This is a genomic window from Aromatoleum sp., assembly GCF_036675785.1.
GTDB lineage: Bacteria > Pseudomonadota > Gammaproteobacteria > Burkholderiales > Rhodocyclaceae > Aromatoleum.
Window position 1 is genome coordinate 89,446 of the sequence record NZ_JAKFEF010000034.1, and the last position, 16,392, is coordinate 105,837.

At 66.1% G+C, this 16,392-nt stretch carries 18 protein-coding genes; 3 read left to right on the top strand and 15 right to left on the bottom strand.

What is annotated here, in order from left to right:
• Positions 1-57: 57 nt before the first annotated feature.
• From V6M37_RS09095 to V6M37_RS09105, 3 genes are read right to left on the bottom strand one after another with little or no spacing between them, the layout of a single operon-like run.
• Positions 58-1,236, bottom strand: coding sequence for a vWA domain-containing protein (locus V6M37_RS09095; RefSeq protein WP_332672492.1), 1,179 nt, complete (start codon positions 1,234-1,236; stop codon positions 58-60).
• Positions 1,230-2,636, bottom strand: coding sequence for an EAL and HDOD domain-containing protein (locus V6M37_RS09100; protein WP_332672493.1), 1,407 nt, complete (start codon positions 2,634-2,636; stop codon positions 1,230-1,232). The genes V6M37_RS09095 and V6M37_RS09100 overlap by 7 nt, the downstream gene beginning before the upstream one ends.
• A 7-nt stretch (positions 2,637-2,643) precedes the next feature.
• Positions 2,644-3,486, bottom strand: coding sequence for an AAA family ATPase (locus tag V6M37_RS09105; RefSeq protein ID WP_332672495.1), 843 nt, complete (start codon positions 3,484-3,486; stop codon positions 2,644-2,646).
• Positions 3,487-3,664: 178 nt separating this feature from the next.
• On the opposite strand from V6M37_RS09105, the gene V6M37_RS09110 reads away from it, so the two are divergent.
• Together V6M37_RS09110 and V6M37_RS09115 are read left to right on the top strand one after the other, a co-directional pair.
• Complete coding sequence (locus tag V6M37_RS09110; protein ID WP_332672497.1) at positions 3,665-4,006, top strand: c-type cytochrome; 342 nt, start codon at positions 3,665-3,667, stop codon at positions 4,004-4,006.
• Complete coding sequence (locus V6M37_RS09115) at positions 4,003-4,332, top strand: c-type cytochrome (protein WP_332672499.1); 330 nt, start codon at positions 4,003-4,005, stop codon at positions 4,330-4,332. Before V6M37_RS09110 ends, V6M37_RS09115 begins: the two co-directional genes overlap by 4 nt.
• 72 nt (positions 4,333-4,404) lie before the next feature.
• Here the strand turns inward: V6M37_RS09115 and V6M37_RS09120 are convergent, their stop codons facing one another.
• The 12 genes from V6M37_RS09120 to V6M37_RS09175 all read right to left on the bottom strand — a co-directional run bounded on the left by V6M37_RS09120 (position 4,405) and on the right by V6M37_RS09175 (position 14,561).
• Entirely contained in the window at positions 4,405-4,836 is a 432-nt protein-coding gene (locus V6M37_RS09120) for a DUF1841 family protein (RefSeq protein ID WP_332672501.1), read from the bottom strand.
• A gap of 13 nt (positions 4,837-4,849) precedes the next feature.
• The gene (nth, locus tag V6M37_RS09125) at positions 4,850-5,482 is read right to left on the bottom strand and encodes an endonuclease III (protein WP_332672503.1); all 633 of its coding nucleotides are present in this window, start codon (positions 5,480-5,482) and stop codon (positions 4,850-4,852) included.
• A 9-nt stretch (positions 5,483-5,491) separates the two neighbouring features.
• A complete protein-coding gene (locus V6M37_RS09130; protein WP_332672505.1) occupies positions 5,492-6,187 on the bottom strand; it encodes an electron transport complex subunit E in 696 nt (231 codons plus the stop codon).
• A 15-nt stretch (positions 6,188-6,202) separates the two neighbouring features.
• Entirely contained in the window at positions 6,203-6,814 is a 612-nt protein-coding gene (locus V6M37_RS09135; protein WP_332672550.1) for an RnfABCDGE type electron transport complex subunit G, read from the bottom strand.
• A gap of 50 nt (positions 6,815-6,864) precedes the next feature.
• Positions 6,865-7,872: an RnfABCDGE type electron transport complex subunit D gene (locus V6M37_RS09140; RefSeq protein WP_332672507.1), complete on the bottom strand. Its 1,008-nt coding sequence runs from the start codon at positions 7,870-7,872 to the stop codon at positions 6,865-6,867.
• Between the two features lies 1 nt (position 7,873).
• Complete coding sequence (gene rsxC, locus V6M37_RS09145; RefSeq protein WP_332672509.1) at positions 7,874-9,508, bottom strand: electron transport complex subunit RsxC; 1,635 nt, start codon at positions 9,506-9,508, stop codon at positions 7,874-7,876.
• Positions 9,505-10,056, bottom strand: a complete 552-nt coding sequence (gene rsxB / locus V6M37_RS09150; protein WP_332672511.1) for an electron transport complex subunit RsxB — start codon at positions 10,054-10,056, stop codon at positions 9,505-9,507. The genes rsxC and rsxB overlap by 4 nt, the downstream gene beginning before the upstream one ends.
• Positions 10,057-10,148: 92 nt before the next feature.
• Positions 10,149-10,733 carry an electron transport complex subunit RsxA gene (gene rsxA / locus V6M37_RS09155; protein ID WP_332672512.1) on the bottom strand — a complete coding sequence of 195 codons (585 nt, stop codon included), beginning with the start codon at positions 10,731-10,733 and terminating at the stop codon, positions 10,149-10,151.
• A 102-nt stretch (positions 10,734-10,835) separates the two neighbouring features.
• Positions 10,836-11,891, bottom strand: a complete 1,056-nt coding sequence (locus V6M37_RS09160) for a quinone-dependent dihydroorotate dehydrogenase (RefSeq protein ID WP_332672514.1) — start codon at positions 11,889-11,891, stop codon at positions 10,836-10,838.
• Between the two features lie 93 nt (positions 11,892-11,984).
• Complete coding sequence (locus V6M37_RS09165; protein ID WP_332672516.1) at positions 11,985-12,725, bottom strand: arginyltransferase; 741 nt, start codon at positions 12,723-12,725, stop codon at positions 11,985-11,987.
• Positions 12,726-12,747: 22 nt separating this feature from the next.
• Positions 12,748-13,446 carry a leucyl/phenylalanyl-tRNA--protein transferase gene (aat, locus tag V6M37_RS09170; RefSeq protein ID WP_332672518.1) on the bottom strand — a complete coding sequence of 233 codons (699 nt, stop codon included), beginning with the start codon at positions 13,444-13,446 and terminating at the stop codon, positions 12,748-12,750.
• On the bottom strand, positions 13,443-14,561 hold the full coding sequence (locus tag V6M37_RS09175) for an ABC transporter ATP-binding protein (RefSeq protein WP_332672520.1): 1,119 nt from the start codon (positions 14,559-14,561) through the stop codon (positions 13,443-13,445). The genes aat and V6M37_RS09175 overlap by 4 nt, the downstream gene beginning before the upstream one ends.
• Positions 14,562-14,688: 127 nt before the next feature.
• Between V6M37_RS09175 and V6M37_RS09180 the strand changes: the two genes are divergently transcribed.
• Entirely contained in the window at positions 14,689-16,371 is a 1,683-nt protein-coding gene (locus V6M37_RS09180) for an ABC transporter permease (RefSeq protein WP_332672521.1), read from the top strand.
• Positions 16,372-16,392: the final 21 nt, after the last annotated feature.

Here is a 16,392-nt window from a genome sequence, read left to right on the forward strand (position 1 = left end):
GTATCCCGCAACAGGTGCGGACAGCAGTTTGAAAGCGGCCTCCGGGCCGCTTCTTTTTTACTGTTTCTTCGACAGCTGCTGCATCGCCCGTTCCAGCCCCCCGAGCGTCATCGGATACATCCGCCCGCCCATGATCTGCTGCAGGATTTCGATCGATCTGCGGTAGGGCCACAAGCGTTCGGGCTCGGGATTGAGCCAGGCTGCGGCAGGCCAGGCGTCGAGCAGGCGGCGAATCCAGGCCGCGCCCGGTTCGGCGTTCATGTGTTCTATCGAGCCGTGCTGGTGCAGGATCTCGTAGGGGCTCATCGTCGCGTCGCCAACGAAAATCAACTTGTAGTCCGGGCCGTACCGGTGGATCAGGTCGACCACCGGGATGTTCTCGGCGTGACGACGGTGGCTGTCGCGCCACACCCGCTCATAGACGCAGTTGTGGAAATAGAAATACTCGAGGTGCTTGAACTCGCCGCGACACGCCGAGAACAGCTCCTCGCAGACCTTCACGTGGTCGTCCATCGAGCCGCCGACGTCGAGGAACAGCAACACTTTCACCGCATTGTGGCGCTCGGGACGCATCATCAGGTCGAGCCACCCCGCGTTGCGTGCGGTCGCGGCGATCGTCCCGTCGAGGTCGAGTTCGTCCGCCGCGCCTTCGCGCGCGAAGCGCCGTAGCCGCCGCAGCGCGACCTTGATGTTGCGCGTGCCGAGTTCGACCGAATCGTCGAGGTTGCGGTATTCGCGCTTCTCCCACACCTTGATCGCGGTCCGGTTGCCCGCCGACTCGCCGCCGACGCGAATGCCCTCGGGATGGTAGCCGCCGTTGCCGAACGGCGACTTTCCGCCTGTGCCGATCCATTTCGAACCGCCCTGGTGGCGCTCCTTCTGCTCGTCGAGACGCTTGCGGAATTCTTCCATCAGCTTGTCCCAGCCGAGTTTCTCGAGCTTTGCCTTGTCCTCCGGCGACAGGTGGCGCTTCATCATCGCCCGCAGCCACTCCTCGGGCAGCTCGGTTTCGAGCCCCGGGATTTCGGTGACGCCCTTGAAATAGGCGCCGAAGGCGGCGTCAAAGCGGTCATAAAACGACTCGTCCTTGACGAGGCAGGTGCGCGCGTAGAAATAGAAGTCCTCCATCGAATGCCCGCAGACGCCGTCCCGCAGGCCTTCGAGGAGGGTCAGGAACTCGGAGGTCGACACCTTGAGCTTGCTCGCCTTCAAGTGCAGGAAAAAATCGATCAGCATCGTCCCTCTCCATGGCGCGCAGCGGGCGCGGCGGTGACTTCGAGTGCCCACGCGAAGGCTTCGAGGTGGCGTCGGTTCGCGATCGCCGGCGTGATGTCGCAGCGCTCGGCGAGTTCGTCAAGCGTGCGCGGATCGCCGGTTTCGCATCCGATCACGAGCGCCAGAAGGTTGCCGAGCGGTCCTTCGCCGTGCAGCACCGCTGCCTCGACTTCCGGGGCCGACGCGATCGAAGCCATCGCCTCGGTCATCGGCACCTCCAGCGCGACGTCCACGAGTGACAGCAGACCCACGAGGAACAGCGCGTCGTGCTCCGTCGCGGGACGCCCTTCGCCGAGGAGTTCCATCAGGCGCGCGCGCACGAGGGCATTCTCGAGGACGGCCGCGGACCGCGCGGACGCCTTATCGGCGCCGTACATCAGCAGCAACAACCAGCGGTAGAGCCGGTCGCGCCCGAGTTGCATCACCGCGCGCTCGATCGACGAGAGGTCACCGTGCATGCCGATCGCCGCCGAATTCATGTACCGCATCATCCGCAGCAACAGTGCGCCATCCTGCTTCAGCAGTGCGACAAGTTCGGCGGTATCCGCGTCGCGGCGCAGGCGCGCGAGCAACTCGGCGATTTTCGCGGTGTTCGGCCCGAGCTTGTTGCCGTGCCAGTCTTCGCGCCTCGTGATGAACGGCCCCTGGAACAGCTCGGCGCCCAAGCTTCGGCAGAGCTGGAAATCGTCCTGACTCGGAAGGCCGCGGGCGATCAACATGGCTTCCGAGCCGGCCTGTCGCAAGCGTTCGACGTCGTTCTTCTGCCGCGTCGGGTCCGGGGCCTCGGCTGCGAGCGTCGCGTAGTCGACCTCGGGCTGCAGGAAGGAGAGCGCGCCGAGCAGGTCCGAGCACGCGACGGCGACGCCGTAACCGGATTCACGAAGGTTTCGGACCGCGGCGAGCAAGTCGGCAGCCGCGGGAGCGCCCTCGTCATCGAGCCTCGTGACGACCAGCACGGTGTTTCCCGGCGGAAGCGACGCGATCGACGTGTGACCGAGAAAGGAGTCCGGCACGTCGAGAAGCGCCTTGCGATGACCGAGCAGGCGCGCAAGGTCGATTCGAGCGACGTTGCGAACCAGGACTTCGGCGTAGACGTGATGAATGCGCCGGTTTCGGGTGCAGATGCGGCTGCGCGTGGCTTCGCTCAGCATGAACTGATGGCCGGCGACGCGCTGGTCCGCACCGAGGACGGCCTCGCGATAGACGAACCCTTCGGGCTGCGGGGCATGGGCCGACGCGAGCCCGCAGTCGGGCTCCGGCGCAGGGCGCTCGAGCATCTCGAAGTGCGTGCGATTTCCCGCGGGGTTTGCCGGTTTGCGGAACAGGCCGCCGAGAAACGGCGCGATTACGTCCAAAAACATCGCGCGCTCAGCGATTGTGGCGCGCCATGAACACGAGACGTTCGAACAGATGCAGGTCCTGCTCGTTCTTCAGGAGCGCGCCGGCGAGCGGCGGCACCGCGACCTCATTGTCCTTCGAGCGCAGTGCTTCGGCCGGAATGTCCTCGGCGACGAGGAGTTTCAGCCAGTCGATGAGCTCGGACGTCGACGGCTTCTTCTTCAGCCCCGGCACGTCGCGCAGGCCGAAGAACACTTCGAGCGCCTCGCGCAGCAGGTCGCGCTTGATCGACGGGAAATGCACGTCGACGATGCGCTGCATCGTGTCGCGGTCGGGGAAGCGGATGTAGTGGAAGAAGCAGCGGCGCAGGAACGCGTCCGGCAACTCCTTTTCGTTGTTCGACGTGATGAACACGATCGGCCGATGACGCGCGCACACCGTCTCGCGCGTCTCGTAGACGTGGAACTCCATGCGGTCGAGCTCGCGCAGCAAGTCGTTCGGGAATTCGATGTCGGCCTTGTCGATCTCGTCGATCAGCACGACCGTCGGCGTCTCGGCGTCGAACGCCTGCCACAGCACGCCCTTGACGATGTAATTCGCGATGTCCTTGACGCGATCGTCACCGAGCTGCGAGTCGCGCAGGCGCGACACCGCATCGTATTCGTACAAACCTTGCTGTGCTTTCGTCGTCGACTTGATGTGCCACTGCAACAGCGGCACGCCGAGAGCGGCGGCGACTTCTTCAGCCAGCATCGTCTTGCCGGTGCCGGGTTCGCCCTTGATCAGCAAGGGGCGCTGCAATTTGATCGCGGCATTGACCGCGAGCATCAGGTCGGGGGTGGCGACGTAGTCCTCGGAACCTTCGAAACGCATCGGGGAATCCTCTGATTAAGCTTGAACGATTATAGGGCTAGCCTGTGCTGCGGCAGCCTTTCGAATCCGTACTTTTACGGAGTTTCGCGAAGAATCGACGGTATTTGCAACCCGGTTGGCGGCACGTAGAATTTTTCGCCGTTGTCCGGCCGCATAAAAAACGAACCGAGGAGACAACATGCTGCGACGCCATTTCCTGATCGCCGCCTGTCTTGTGTTGTCCGGGCCTTCTGCGTTCGCACTCGAAGGCGATGCGCAGGCCGCGAGGAACAAGACGTCGATGTGCATCGGCTGCCATGGCATTCCCGGCTACCGGACGTCGTTCCCCGAGGTGTATCCCGTGCCGAAGCTCGGTGGCCAGCACGCCGCGTACATCGTCCGTGCGCTGCAGGCCTACCGCGACGGTGAGCGCAGCCACCCGTCGATGCGGGCCATCGCGACGAGTCTCTCCGACCAGGACATGGCCGATCTCGCGGCCTATTACAGTTCGAAGGCTGCAGCAGCGGAGGCGGTGAAATGACGATGCGCAAAAAAACCGCCGGCGCGGCGCTCGCGCTTCTCTCGGTCGCGGCGTTTCCGGCGGTCGGAGGCGATCCGGCTGCCGGCAAGGAAAAGTCGACCGTGTGCGCGGCCTGCCACGGACCGGACGGCAACAGTCCGTCTCCCGAATTCCCCCGGATCGGCGGCCAGTACGAGGAGTACCTGTACCAGGCCTTGCTCGACTACAAGGCGGGCAAGCGGAAGAACCCGATCATGACGGCGCAGGTCGAGAACCTCACGCCGGCCGACCTCGGCGATCTCGCCGCATACTTCGCGAGCCAGAAAGGGTTGTACCAGAAACGCTGAGTTCGCCGGCCGCCGGCAGGGTTCGGCCGCGGCGGCCGCTTCGGCGGCGCGCGAGGGACCGGCTTGCAGCGCCTAGCTGGAGCGCGCCCGCCGCATCACGCACGCGACGTACGCCGCGCCGTCCGGCGCGGCGTTGTTCCGCTGCGCGTCGAACAGGGTTTCGCCGAGGCATTCGAGCACGTCGTGCAGCGCGTCGTGCCGATTGCCGTGGCGGTTCTGCGATGCCTCGAACGCAGCTCGCAGTCCCGGAGGCTGGTCGATCGAAAGCTGCTCCTCAATCGCGAGATGCAGCGACAGGTGCAGGAACGGATTGACCTGCCCGGCGTCGGGCAGGAAGTCGCGGTCGACCGAGTCGGGATCTTCGAGCAGCGTCTGATATTCGGGGTGTTGCAGCACGAGATCGGCAGCGATGTGCTCGAGCGGCGTGAGCACTTCCTTTTCCCGGTATTTGCGCCAGCTTCCGATGAAGAAGCTGCGGACTTCGTCGCGTGAGGGGTTGAACATTCGAGCTTCCCAGTTAGGCGGTCTTGTCGCGGTATTCGCACAGATCGAACACGCGACACTCGCCGCATTTCGGCTTGCGCGCGACGCATACGTAGCGGCCGTGCAGAATCAGCCAGTGGTGGGCGTTCTTCAGGTATTCCTTCGGCACCCGGCGCATCAGCGCGTTTTCGACGGCGAGCACGTCCTTGCCCGGCGCCAGCCCGGTGCGATTCGCGACGCGGAAAATATGCGTATCGACCGCCATCACGGGTTCTCCGAACACCGTGTTCAGCACGACGTTCGCCGTTTTCCGCCCGACGCCGGGCAGCGCTTCGAGTGCCGGGCGGCTGCGCGGGACTTCGCCGCCGTGACGTTCCAGCAACAGGCGTGACAACGCGACGGTGTTCCTGGCCTTGTTGCGATACAGGCCGATCGTCCGGATGTGCGCGGCGACCCCTTCTTCGCCGAGCGTCAGCATCGCCTCGGGGGTCGGCGCGGCCGCGAAAAGTCCGCGCGTCGCGAGATTCACGCTCTTGTCGGTCGCCTGCGCGGACAGCACGACGGCGACGAGCAACTGGAACGGCGTCGCGTATTCGAGCTCGGTGGACGGTTCGGGGTTCGCTTCGGCCAGCCGTCGGAAGAATTCGCGGATCGCGTCGCGCTTCATTCCGACCGGTCAGGGCTGCGCGGAAGCGGCCGCGGGCTCGTCGGCGGCGGCCGGGCGGGCCGCCTTGCGGGCGCCGGCGCGGCTGCGCAGCCAATTCGACAGCGCGATCAGGCACCCGAGCGCGAAGAAGGCGCCGGGCGGCAGGATGCCTAGCAGAAAGCCGGGATAGTCTTCATCGAAAACGAGGATCGGGGACGTCCCCGGAACGATCATCTCGATGCCCGAAAGGAGCGTGCCGTTGCCGACCAGTTCGCGAATGCCGCCGAGCACCGCGAGCACGCAGACGAGCCCGAGGCCCATCATGACGCCGTCTACCGTCGACGAAACGGGGTCGTTCTTCGCCGCGTAGGCCTCGACGCGCGCGAGCACGATGCAGTTCGTGACGATCAGCGGAATGAAGATCCCGAGCACGAGGTAGAGGTCGTGGAGATACGCGTTGAACGCGAGGTCCACGACGGTCGTCAGCGCGGCGATGATCAGGACGAACACCGGAATGCGGATTTCGTACGGAATGAAGTTGCGCAACGACGCGACCGCGAAGCTCGACACCGCCATGACGACGACGGTGGCAAGGCCGAGGCTCACGGCATTGACCACGCTGGTGCTGACCGCTAGGATCGGGCACAGGCCGAGCAGCTGCACGAGGCCCGTGTTCTGCTTCCAGAGGCCGTTCCAGGCGGTCTCGCGAAAGGTCCGGAGATTCATCTGCTGGTTCTTCCGTCAGATCCGGCCGCCGTTCGGCGCACCGAACAACGCGTCGCGGTTCGCCGTTGCGTACTCGAGGGCACGGCCCGTAGCGTTCGTCACTGCCCGCGCGCTGATCGTCGCGCCGACGCGGTAACCGAATAGGCCGCTGTCGCGCTTGACCTTCCATTGTGCCGGCCCCACGTCGGCGAGCGAAACGCCGGTGAACTGGTCGATCCAGGGCTGACTCTTGTTGCGGTCCTTCTTCGGATCGATGTAGTCGCCGAGTCCCGGCGTTTCCTTGTGGCCGGTCACGCGCACGCCGCCGAGGCGCCCGTCTGCGTTCACCGCGATCACGAGCTGGATCTTTCCGGCATAGCCGTCGGGCGCGGCCGCTTCCAGCACCAGCGCCACTGGGGCGTCGGCGAGGCGGGCGCGATAGATGCGAGCGCCCTGGTCGAGGCCGAGTTGCGGGATCGGGCCGACGGCGACGAAGTCGTCGAGCAGCACGTTGTCGTAAGTGCCGGGCGGGAGCACGTCGTTGATCAGCCGCATTTTCTCGTCCTGGGCCGATGCTTCGATCTGCGGGCGGGTCATGCGGTAGGTCTGCGACATCAGCGCGGTGAACGCGATCGTGAAAACCACCATGATTCCGGCCGTGCGCAGCGAAGTGCGCGCGGCGCTGTAGCGGGCGCTCGTCACGGACGTCCTCCACGATGGCCGAACACCGGCGGCTGGGTCTTCATGTCGATCACCGGTACGCAGATGTTCATCAGCAGCACCGCGAACGCGATCCCTTCGGGAAATGCCCCGAACACGCGGATGAGGTAGGCGATCACCGCGATGCCGGCCGCGAAGATCAGCTTGCCGCGCGGCGTCGTCGCCCCCGAAATCGGATCGGTGACGATGAAGAAGGCGGCGAGCATCGCACCGCCGGTCGCGAGGTGAAACCACGGCGGCGCGAACTGTGCCGGGTTAGCGAGCCAGAACACCGCGGAGATCAGCGCCAGCGCCGCGAGGAACGCGACCGGCATGTGCCAGGTGACGATGCGCCGCGCGAGCAGATACAGGCCGCCCGCGAGGTAGCCGAGCGGCAGCCACTCCCACCCGCGCCCGCCCAACACGCCGAAGGCGTCGGGCTGCAGCAGCACGGTTTCGACGCTCGCCCCCCCGCCGCGCAGGCCGGTGCGCAGCGCATCCAGCGCGGTCGCGCCGGTGATCGCATCGAGCTGCCGCGCGCTGCCGAGGACGAGGTCGAGCTGCGTCTGGAAGTCGAGCTGCCCGGCCGGCGGCCATTGGGACATCAGCGACGGAAACGCGACGATCATCGCGCAGTACGCGACCATCGCCGGATTGAACGGATTCTGGCCGAGGCCGCCATAGAGATGCTTGACCGCGACGATCGCGATCAGCACGCCAAGCACGGTGACCCACCACGGCAGGATCGGCGGAAAGCACAGCACGACGAGCCACGCGGTGACGACGGCGGACAGGTCCGACAGCGCCGGCGCGATCGGCCGCTTGCGCGCCGCGAGCATCATCGCTTCGGCCGCGAGCGCGGTGACGGTCGCGATCAGCAGATTGACAACGACGACTGCGGCGACCTGCCAGACGTAGGCGGCAATGCCGGGAAGCAGGGCGAGCAGCACGGCGAGCATGACGCTCTGAACGCTCGCCGGCTTGCGGATGTAGGGGGAATGGATCATGTCAGGATGTCGCGTCGCTGCCTTCGAGTTTCGCCTTTTCGCGCGACGCGTCGGTCGTCGCGGGCGCGTCGCCCCCGGGCGCCTCGGCGGTCGCCTGTGCCACGGCGGCCTTCTGCTGTTTCGCGCGCGCGAGGGCCGCGGCGATCAATGCCTTTTTCGGATCTTCATCCGCGACGGCGTCGCCTCCCGCCGTGTCGGACAGCTTTGCCCGCGTTTCGGCGGCCTTGGCCGCGAGCTTCGCCGCCTTTTCGTCCTTTTCCCGCTCCTGGCGGAAGTTGCGGAACTCGAAGCGGTCGCGCGCCTGGTCGGCGGCCGTCACTTCACGCTCGCGCGCCCAGATCTCGCTCTTCGAGAAACGGAAGTAATCGACGAGCGGGATATGCGACGGGCAGACGAAGGCGCAGCAGCCGCATTCGATGCAGTCGAAGAGGTGATATTCCTGCGCCTTGCCGAAGTTCTTCGCGCGCGAAAACCAATACAGCTCGAAGGGCTGCAGACTCGCCGGGCAGGCGCGCGCGCAACTGCCGCAACGGATACACGGGAGTTCCGGCGGCGGCGGCGGGAACAGCGCCCGCGACGCCGCGATGACGCAGTTGCTGCCTTTGGTCGTCGGCACGGACAGGTTGCCGAGCGCGATACCCATCATCGGCCCGCCCGTCAGGTAGCGGTCCGTGCCCGATTTCGGGCGGGCGAGCGGTAGAAGCGATTCGACCGGCGTGCCGATCAGGACTTCGTGGTTGCCGGGGTGCTCGACGTTGCCCGTCAGCGTGACGACGCGGGAGATCAGCGGTTCGCCGTGCCGGATCGCGCGGTGGACCGCGTAGGCGGTGCCGACGTTGAAACATTGCACGCCGAATTCGGTGCCGAGTTTGCCGTGCGCGATCTCGATGCCGGTCAGCACCCGGATCAGCTGTTTTTCGCCACCGGCCGGGTAGAGCGTCGGCACGGGGACGATCTCGATCGGTTCGGACAGTGCCGCGGCGCTCTCGCGCATCGCGGCGATCGCTTCGGGCTTGTTGTCCTCGATGCCCACGAGAACGCGGGCGGCGCCGATCAGCTCGCGCAGGATCGTCACCCCGGACAGGATTTCCGCCGCGCGCTCGCGCATCAGCCGGTCGTCGCAGGTGATCCAGGGCTCGCATTCGGCGCCGTTGACGACGAGTGTGTCGATGTCGCGGCCATTGCCGAGCTTGATGTGCGTCGGGAAGGTCGCGCCCCCCAACCCGACGATGCCCTGGTCGCGTAGATACTTCAGGACCGCGTCGCGGGGAACCGAGCGGAGGTCGAACGGGCCGTGCTCGATCCACTCGTCCGCGCCGTCCGGTTCGATGACGACCGAAAGCGTGTCGAGGCTGGAAGCGTGCGCCATCGGGTACGGCGCGATCTCGATGATGGTGCCCGACGTCGAGGCGTGCACTGCGGTGCCCAGAAAGCCTTCGCCTTCGCCGATGCGCTCGCCCTTGCGCACTTTCTGCCCGACTTCGACGACGCAGCGCGCCGCGGAGCGGGCGCCCTGGCGCAATGGGATGACGAGCCGCGGCGGCAGCACGACGGGCGCGATCGGCGTCGTCGACGACTCGTTCTTGTGTGATTCCGGCTTCACCCCGCCGCGGAAATTGAACAGGCGGGCAATCATGCCGCGGACCTCAGTTCGTGCACCGGGTATTTCCATTTCCAGGTTTCGATGGTTTCCGCGAGCGGGACCATCGTGATGCAATCCACCGGACATGGCGCGACGCAGAGCTCGCAGCCGGTGCATAGCGGCGTGACGACGGTGTGCATCTGCTTGGCCGCGCCGACGATGGCGTCGACGGGACAGGCCTGGATGCACAGCGTGCAGCCGATGCAGCTCTGCTCGTTGATGGCCGCCACCGACTTCGCTTTTTCCGCACCGTGCTCTTCGGACAGCGGCTTGAACTCGCGACCGAGCAGGTCCGCGAGCTTGCGAATGCCTTCCTCGCCGCCCGGCGGGCACTGATTGATGTCGGCCTCGCCGTTCGAGATCGCCTGCGCGTAGGGTTTGCAGCCCGGGTAGCCGCACTGGCCGCATTGCGTCTGTGGCAGGATTGCGTCGATCTTCTCGACCAGCGGGTCGCCTTCGACCTTGAAGCGGATCGAGGCATAGCCGAGTGCCGCGCCGAGCGCGACGGCGATGCCGGTCATGACGAGGAGGGCGGTCAACATGGTGGGATGTCCGGTTGCGGGACGCGGCAGCGTAGGCGAAGCGCCGCGTTCGTGCCTTGTGCCATGTCAGGAATCGGAAGGCGGGACGGCAATTACTGGAACCGGTCGAGGCCGGCGAACCCCATGAACGCGAGGCTCATGAATCCGGCGGTGATCATCGCGATCGCGGTGCCCTTGAACGGCGCCGGGACGTCGGCGCCGTCGAGTCGCTCGCGGATGCCCGCGAACAGAATCAGCGCGAGCGTGAAGCCGATCGACGAGCCGAAACCGAACAGCAGCGACTCGAGCAGGTTGTGGTCGAGGGCGACGTTCAGCAGCGGCACGCCGAGCACCGCGCAGTTCGTTGTGATCAGCGGCAGGTAGATGCCGAGCACCTGGTGCAGCAGCGGGCTCGTCTTCTGGATGACAAGTTCGGTGAGCTGCACGATCGCCGCGATGACGACGATGAACGACAGCGTGCGCAGATACGCGAGATCGTTCGGCTGCAGCAGGTAGTGGTCGATCAGGTAGCTGGTGCCGGATGCGAGCGTGAGCACGAAGGTCGTCGCGGCGCCCATGCCGATCGCAGTCTCGAGCTTCTTCGACACGCCCATGAACGGGCACAGTCCGAGGATACGGACGAATACGACGTTGTTGACCAGAACTGCGCCGATGACGACGAATATGTAACTGCTCATGATCACGACCGGAGGGAATCGCGGGATTATCGCGCGCGGCGACGCCGTTGCTCAACCCTGGAACGGTTATAGGCTTATTCCCGATCGGAACGACCGGGGCTTTCAGGCGGTCCGGGCCGGGCCCGACGGACTTGCCGCACCGGAATATCCGTGACCCGCCGTCGCGCGGACGCATTCCCCGACCAGTCCGGGGCCGCGGTAGATGAGTCCGCTATAGACCTGCACGAGTCCGGCCCCCGCGTCGAGCTTCGCTCTCGCCGCGCGTCCGTCGAGCACTCCGCCGGCGGCGATGATCGGCAGTTCGCCGGCGAGCGCCTGCGCGAGTTGCGTAACGACCGCGGTCGAGGCCGCGAACACCGGCGCGCCGGAAAGCCCGCCCTGTTGTTCCGCGTAACGGATGCCCTGCACCTTTTCGCGGGAGATCGTCGTGTTCGTCGCGATGACGCCGTCGATGCGATGGCGGCGAAGCGTGTCGGCGATGTTCGTCACCTGTTCCGGTTCGAGGTCGGGAGCGATTTTGAGCGTCAGCGGCACGTAGCGTCCGTGCGTGTCCGCGAGTTGCTGCTGACGCGCCTTCAGCCGGCCGAGGAAGTCGCCGAGCTCCGATTCGCCCTGCAGTTGCCGCAAGTTCTTCGTGTTCGGCGAGGAGATATTGACCGTGACGTAGCTCGCGAGCGGATAGACCTTGTCGAGGCACGCGAGATAGTCGTCGGCGGCGCGCTCGATCGGCGTATCGAAATTCTTGCCAATGTTGATGCCGAGAATGCCGCGGTATTTCGCCGCCTTCACGTTCGCAACCAGCGCATCGACGCCGTGGTTGTTGAAGCCCATGCGGTTGATGATGCCCCGCACTTCGGGCAGGCGGAACATCCGCGGGCGCGGATTGCCCGGCTGCGGACGCGGCGTGACGGTGCCGATCTCGATGAAGCCGAAGCCGAAGCGGGCGAGTCCGTCGATCGCTTCGCCGTTCTTGTCGAGGCCGGCGGCCAGGCCGATGCGATTCGGAAACGTGAGCCCCATGAGTTGCACCGGATCCGCCTCCGCGGGTTTTCCGGCGGGAAGGAAACGGCCGAGGACGTGGAGGGACGCGAGGGAGAATTCGTGGGCGGTTTCCGGGTCGAGCGAAAACAGCAGCGGGCGGATGGTTTCGTAGAGCATCGCCGGATTTTACCGCTTCAATACCTGGGACGCGTCGGGGTTTTCACGGTTCCGGCGTCCGGAGCCTCTCGCCGAGCCGGCAAATCGGGCGTGTTACTCCGATGCCCGGTCCTTCAGCGGGTCGAGCTCGCGCCATTCCCCGCGCACCCGCCCTTCGAGCGGGTGGAAGCGCACCTTGTAGGCCATCTTGCGGCTTTCCTTGATCCAGTATCCGAGGTAGAGGTAGGGCAACTGCATGCGCCGGCAAACTTCGATCTGCCACAGGATGCCGTAGGTGCCGAAGCTTGCGCGTTCGGCGTCGGGATCGTAGAAGGTGTAGACACTCGAAAGCCCGTCGGTGAGGCGGTCGATCACGCTGACCATGCGCAGCACGCCGTCCTCGCGGAATTCGACGAGGCGGGTGTCGACATGGCTCTGCAATAGGAAGTGCGCATACTGCTCGCGGTTGTCCTGATCCATGCCGCCGCCGGCGTGGCGCGCCATCTGGTAGCGCTGGTAGAGCGCGTAGTGCTCTTCCGAGTACGCGAGTTCCTGCTCGCTCGCGCGCAAGTCGCGATGCTGGTTCAACGCGCGTCGCTGGCTGCGGTCCTCTTCGAAACGATTGACCGGAACGCGCACCGGCACGCAGGCGCGACAATGGTCGCAGTACGGGCGGTAGGTGAACATCCCGCTGCGGCGGAAACCATTGCGGACGAGCTCGCTGTAGACCGGGGTGTCGATCAGGTGGCCGGGCGTGGCGACCTGTGACCGGGCGACCCGGTCCGGCAGGTACGAACAGGCGTAAGGCGCGGTGGCGTAAAACTGGATCAGCGCGTAGGGATAGTCCTTTTGCATGGCCGGTCCGTCATCATTTATTTCAAAAGACCTCCGGCCCACTGGGCTGTGTCCAGCGCTGCGGCGGCCGGTCTTCCCGTGTCCATGAGGCGAGGCCGGCGCAAAATTCGCGCCGGCTCATTTCCTCCGCGCCGAGCGAGAGCAGGTGCGGAGTCGTCATCTGGCAGTCGATCACCGCGAAATCCTGCTGCTTCAGGTGATTGGCGAGGTGCGCCAACGCGACCTTCGATGCGTCCGGTCGGCGGCTGAACATCGATTCACCGAAGAATGCCCGACCGAGGGCGATTCCGTACAGCCCCCCGACCAGCTCGTCGCCGGCCCAGGATTCGACACTGTGCGCATATCCGAGTTCGTGCAGGCGCTGGTAGGCCTCCTGCATTTCGGCGGTGATCCAGGTGCCGGGGTCCGTCCCGCGAGGCGCGGCGCAGCTCGCGACGACGGCGCGGAAAGCGGTGTCGAAGCGGACTTCAAAGCGGCCCTGGCGGAGCGTCCTGCGCAGGGAACGGCTGATCCGCATCTTCGGCGGACACAGCACGAGGCGCGGGTCCGGGCTCCACCACAAGATCGGCTGGTCGGCGCTATACCACGGGAAGATGCCGCGCCGGTACGCGGCGAGCAGCCAGTCGGGAGACAGGTTGCCGCCGACCGCAAGGAGGCCGTTAGGCTCGCTCAGCGCGCTTTCGACCGGCGGAAATGCCGGCCCGTCGAGCCACGGGATCATTGCGCCGGTTGCGCGAGCCGCGGGACCTGCTGCGTGTGCGCCGCGTCTTCCGAGCCCTCGTGGAAGGTCACGACGTGGTCGACGTCGAGACGAATTCCGATCTTCTCGCCGATCGCGTGGTTGTGATGGCTCGGCACCAGGGACAGCACGCGCGCACCGCTCGCGAGCCGCAGCGTATAGAGAATGTCGGCGCCGCGGAACGCCTTGTGCACGACTTCGGCCTTCAGGTCGCTCCCGTCATCGTGGACGACGTCGTCGGGCCGCAGCAGCACCTCGACGCTGCATATGCGGCCGCAAGCGCCGCAGCCGATTCCGCACTCCGCCGGGATCGCGCTGTTCAGCCTGCCGAGTTCGACCTCCACCTGCTCGTCGTTCACCACGTGCCCGGGCAGGAACACGCCCTGTCCGATGAAATCTGCGACGAAGCGGCTCGCGGGGCGATGGTAGAGATTGTACGGCGTATCCCATTGCTGGATCCGGCCTTCGTTCATGATGCCGATCTCGTCGGCGACCGCGAACGCTTCGTTCTGATCGTGCGTGACGAGAATCGCCGTCGTGCGCGTGGCCTTGATGATGTCGCGCACCTCGTGCGACAGGCGCTCGCGCAGTTCGACGTCGAGGTTCGAGAACGGCTCGTCGAGCAGCAGCAGATGCGGACGCGGTGCGAGCGCGCGGGCGAGGGCGACGCGCTGCTGCTGGCCGCCCGACATCTCGTGCGGGTACTTTTGGCCCTGGTCGGCGAGGCCGACGATACGGAGCAGTTCGGCAACGCGTTCGCGCCTTTGCGTCGCATTCAGCCCGCGCAGGCCGAAGCCGATATTTTCGGTGACCGACAGGTGCGGAAACAGTGCGTAATCCTGGAACACCATCCCGATCCGGCGCCGCTCCGGCGGCAGATGATGGCCGTGGCCGCTTACGACCTGGCCGTCGAGCCGGATCTCGCCGGCGGCGACCGGCTCGAAGCCGGCGATGCAGCGCAGGACCGTCGTTTTTCCGCAGCCCGAGGGGCCGAGCAGGCAGCCGATCGCGCCGTCCTCGAGGCGCAGCGAGAGCTTGCGCACGACGCGATTGCTGCCGAATGCGAGATCGATGTCGACGAGTTCGAGAAGGGACATGACGAGTCGGTGCGGACGTATTCGGAGAGACCGATTATTGCACCCGGGCAATCCAAATGCGATCAATTATAATTTGCACGCCTTGCCGCGCGGAAGGGGTCCGGCGGCACGTAATACCGGGAGTGAGATGAAACTAAAAGGGGGGACGCACCCGCTCGGGCGCGACGGGTCGTCGTTGACGTTCGGCGCACTGGTGATCGCCGTATTGATCGCGATGCCGGTGATCTCGGTGTTCTCGAACGTTTTTGTCGGCGGTACGTCGGGCACGTGGGAGCACCTCGCCGACACGGTCTTGCCGGAGTTCATTCGCAACACCGTGATCCTCTGCCTCGGCGTCGGGCTCGGCGTGTCGAGCATCGGCATCGCGACCGCGTGGCTCACGACGATGCTCGACTTCCCCGGCCGGCGATTCTTCCAGTGGGCGCTGGTTCTCCCGCTCGCGGTCCCGGCCTACGTGATGGCCTATGTCTATACGGATTTCCTCCAGTTCGTCGGGCCCGTGCAGAACTGGCTGCGGGAGACATTCGGGTGGCGCGCCGGCGACTACTGGTTTCCGGACGTGCGCACGGTCGGCGGCGCCGCGGCGATGTTCATGTTCGTGCTCTATCCGTACGTCTACCTGCTCGCGCGCACCGCCTTCCTCGAGCGCGCCGGCGGGATGCTGGAAGCGGGGCGGTCCCTCGGACTCGGCCCCTGGCGCTGCTTCTTCAAGGTCTCGCTGCCGCTCGCGCGGCCCGCGCTCGTCGCCGGCAGCGCGCTCGCGCTGATGGAGACGCTCGCCGACTTCGGCACCGTCGCGTATTTCGGCGTCCAGACCTTCACGACGGGCATCTACCGCGCGTGGTTCTCGCTCGGCGACCGGATCGCGGCGGCGCAGTTGTCGGCCGCGCTGCTCGCGTTCGTCGTGATCGTGCTCGTGCTCGAACACGCGAGCCGTGGCCGCGCGCGTTTCAACAACACGTCGCGCCAGCAGCGCGAGCCTGTGCGGATCCGGCTGTCCCCGGCCGCCGGCCTCGTCGCGGCGCTCGCGTGCTTCATGCCGCTGCTGCTGGGATTCCTGCTGCCGGCCGGCCTGTTGCTCGACATGGCGTTCAGCGAGGGCGACGCGCAGTTCGGCGGGCGCTTTGTCGATCTCGCGCGAAACAGCTTCGTGCTCGCGTCGGTCACCGCGGTGCTGGCGGTGGCGCTCGCCGTGATCCTCGCGTATGCGGCTCGCCTCGCGCGCTCGCGGCTGCCCCCGGCGCTCAATCGCGTGGTCGGACTCGGCTACGCGGTGCCGGGGTCGGTCATCGCGGTCGGCGTGCTGATTCCCGTGACCCGGCTCGACGCGTACATCGCTTCGTTGTGGCAGGAAGCGTTCGGCGTCAATCCGGGGCTGGTCCTGACCGGCGGCATCGCGGCGCTGGTCTATGCGTACCTCAGCCGTTTCCTCGCGGTCGCGCTGCACACCGTCGACTCGAGCCTCGGCAAGATCACGTCGAGCATGGATGACGCGTCGCGCTGCCTCGGTCTCGGCACCTGGGGAACCTTGCGGCGCGTCCACGTGCCGATTTTGCGCGGCAGCCTGCTCACCGCCGGTCTGCTCGTTTTCGTCGACGTCATGAAGGAGCTGCCGGCGACGCTCGTGATCCGGCCGTTCAATTTCGACACGCTCGCGACCCAGGCGCACACGCTCGCCTCGGATGAGCGGCTCGCCGAAGCCTCGACGGCCGCACTGACGATCGTCGCGGTCGGCCTCCTGCCGATGTTCGTGATTTCCAGCCAGATCGTGCGCGGACGACGCAGAACGTACGAAGAGGCCGATGTGTAGGCGGCGCCGGGTTAAACTGAT

What these genes read in the sequence shown, in the direction of transcription:
- V6M37_RS09165 (WP_332672516.1), bottom strand. Translation starts at nt 12,725, where the DNA reads ATGCAAAAGGACTATCCCTACGCGCTGATCCAGTTTTACGCCACCGCG.
- V6M37_RS09120 (WP_332672501.1), bottom strand. Translation starts at nt 4,836, where the DNA reads ATGTTCAACCCCTCACGCGACGAAGTCCGCAGCTTCTTCATCGGAAGC.
- V6M37_RS09140 (WP_332672507.1), bottom strand. Translation starts at nt 7,872, where the DNA reads ATGATCCATTCCCCCTACATCCGCAAGCCGGCGAGCGTTCAGAGCGTC.
- nth (WP_332672503.1), bottom strand. Translation starts at nt 5,482, where the DNA reads ATGAAGCGCGACGCGATCCGCGAATTCTTCCGACGGCTGGCCGAAGCG.
- V6M37_RS09095 (WP_332672492.1), bottom strand. Translation starts at nt 1,236, where the DNA reads ATGCTGATCGATTTTTTCCTGCACTTGAAGGCGAGCAAGCTCAAGGTG.
- V6M37_RS09160 (WP_332672514.1), bottom strand. Translation starts at nt 11,891, where the DNA reads ATGCTCTACGAAACCATCCGCCCGCTGCTGTTTTCGCTCGACCCGGAA.
- V6M37_RS09175 (WP_332672520.1), bottom strand. Translation starts at nt 14,561, where the DNA reads ATGTCCCTTCTCGAACTCGTCGACATCGATCTCGCATTCGGCAGCAAT.
- V6M37_RS09135 (WP_332672550.1), bottom strand. Translation starts at nt 6,814, where the DNA reads ATGGTGGTTTTCACGATCGCGTTCACCGCGCTGATGTCGCAGACCTAC.
- rsxC (WP_332672509.1), bottom strand. Translation starts at nt 9,508, where the DNA reads ATGATTGCCCGCCTGTTCAATTTCCGCGGCGGGGTGAAGCCGGAATCA.
- V6M37_RS09100 (WP_332672493.1), bottom strand. Translation starts at nt 2,636, where the DNA reads ATGTTTTTGGACGTAATCGCGCCGTTTCTCGGCGGCCTGTTCCGCAAA.
- V6M37_RS09180 (WP_332672521.1), top strand. Translation starts at nt 14,689, where the DNA reads ATGAAACTAAAAGGGGGGACGCACCCGCTCGGGCGCGACGGGTCGTCG.
- V6M37_RS09115 (WP_332672499.1), top strand. Translation starts at nt 4,003, where the DNA reads ATGACGATGCGCAAAAAAACCGCCGGCGCGGCGCTCGCGCTTCTCTCG.
- rsxB (WP_332672511.1), bottom strand. Translation starts at nt 10,056, where the DNA reads ATGTTGACCGCCCTCCTCGTCATGACCGGCATCGCCGTCGCGCTCGGC.
- aat (WP_332672518.1), bottom strand. Translation starts at nt 13,446, where the DNA reads ATGATCCCGTGGCTCGACGGGCCGGCATTTCCGCCGGTCGAAAGCGCG.
- V6M37_RS09105 (WP_332672495.1), bottom strand. Translation starts at nt 3,486, where the DNA reads ATGCGTTTCGAAGGTTCCGAGGACTACGTCGCCACCCCCGACCTGATG.
- V6M37_RS09110 (WP_332672497.1), top strand. Translation starts at nt 3,665, where the DNA reads ATGCTGCGACGCCATTTCCTGATCGCCGCCTGTCTTGTGTTGTCCGGG.
- V6M37_RS09130 (WP_332672505.1), bottom strand. Translation starts at nt 6,187, where the DNA reads ATGAATCTCCGGACCTTTCGCGAGACCGCCTGGAACGGCCTCTGGAAG.
- rsxA (WP_332672512.1), bottom strand. Translation starts at nt 10,733, where the DNA reads ATGAGCAGTTACATATTCGTCGTCATCGGCGCAGTTCTGGTCAACAAC.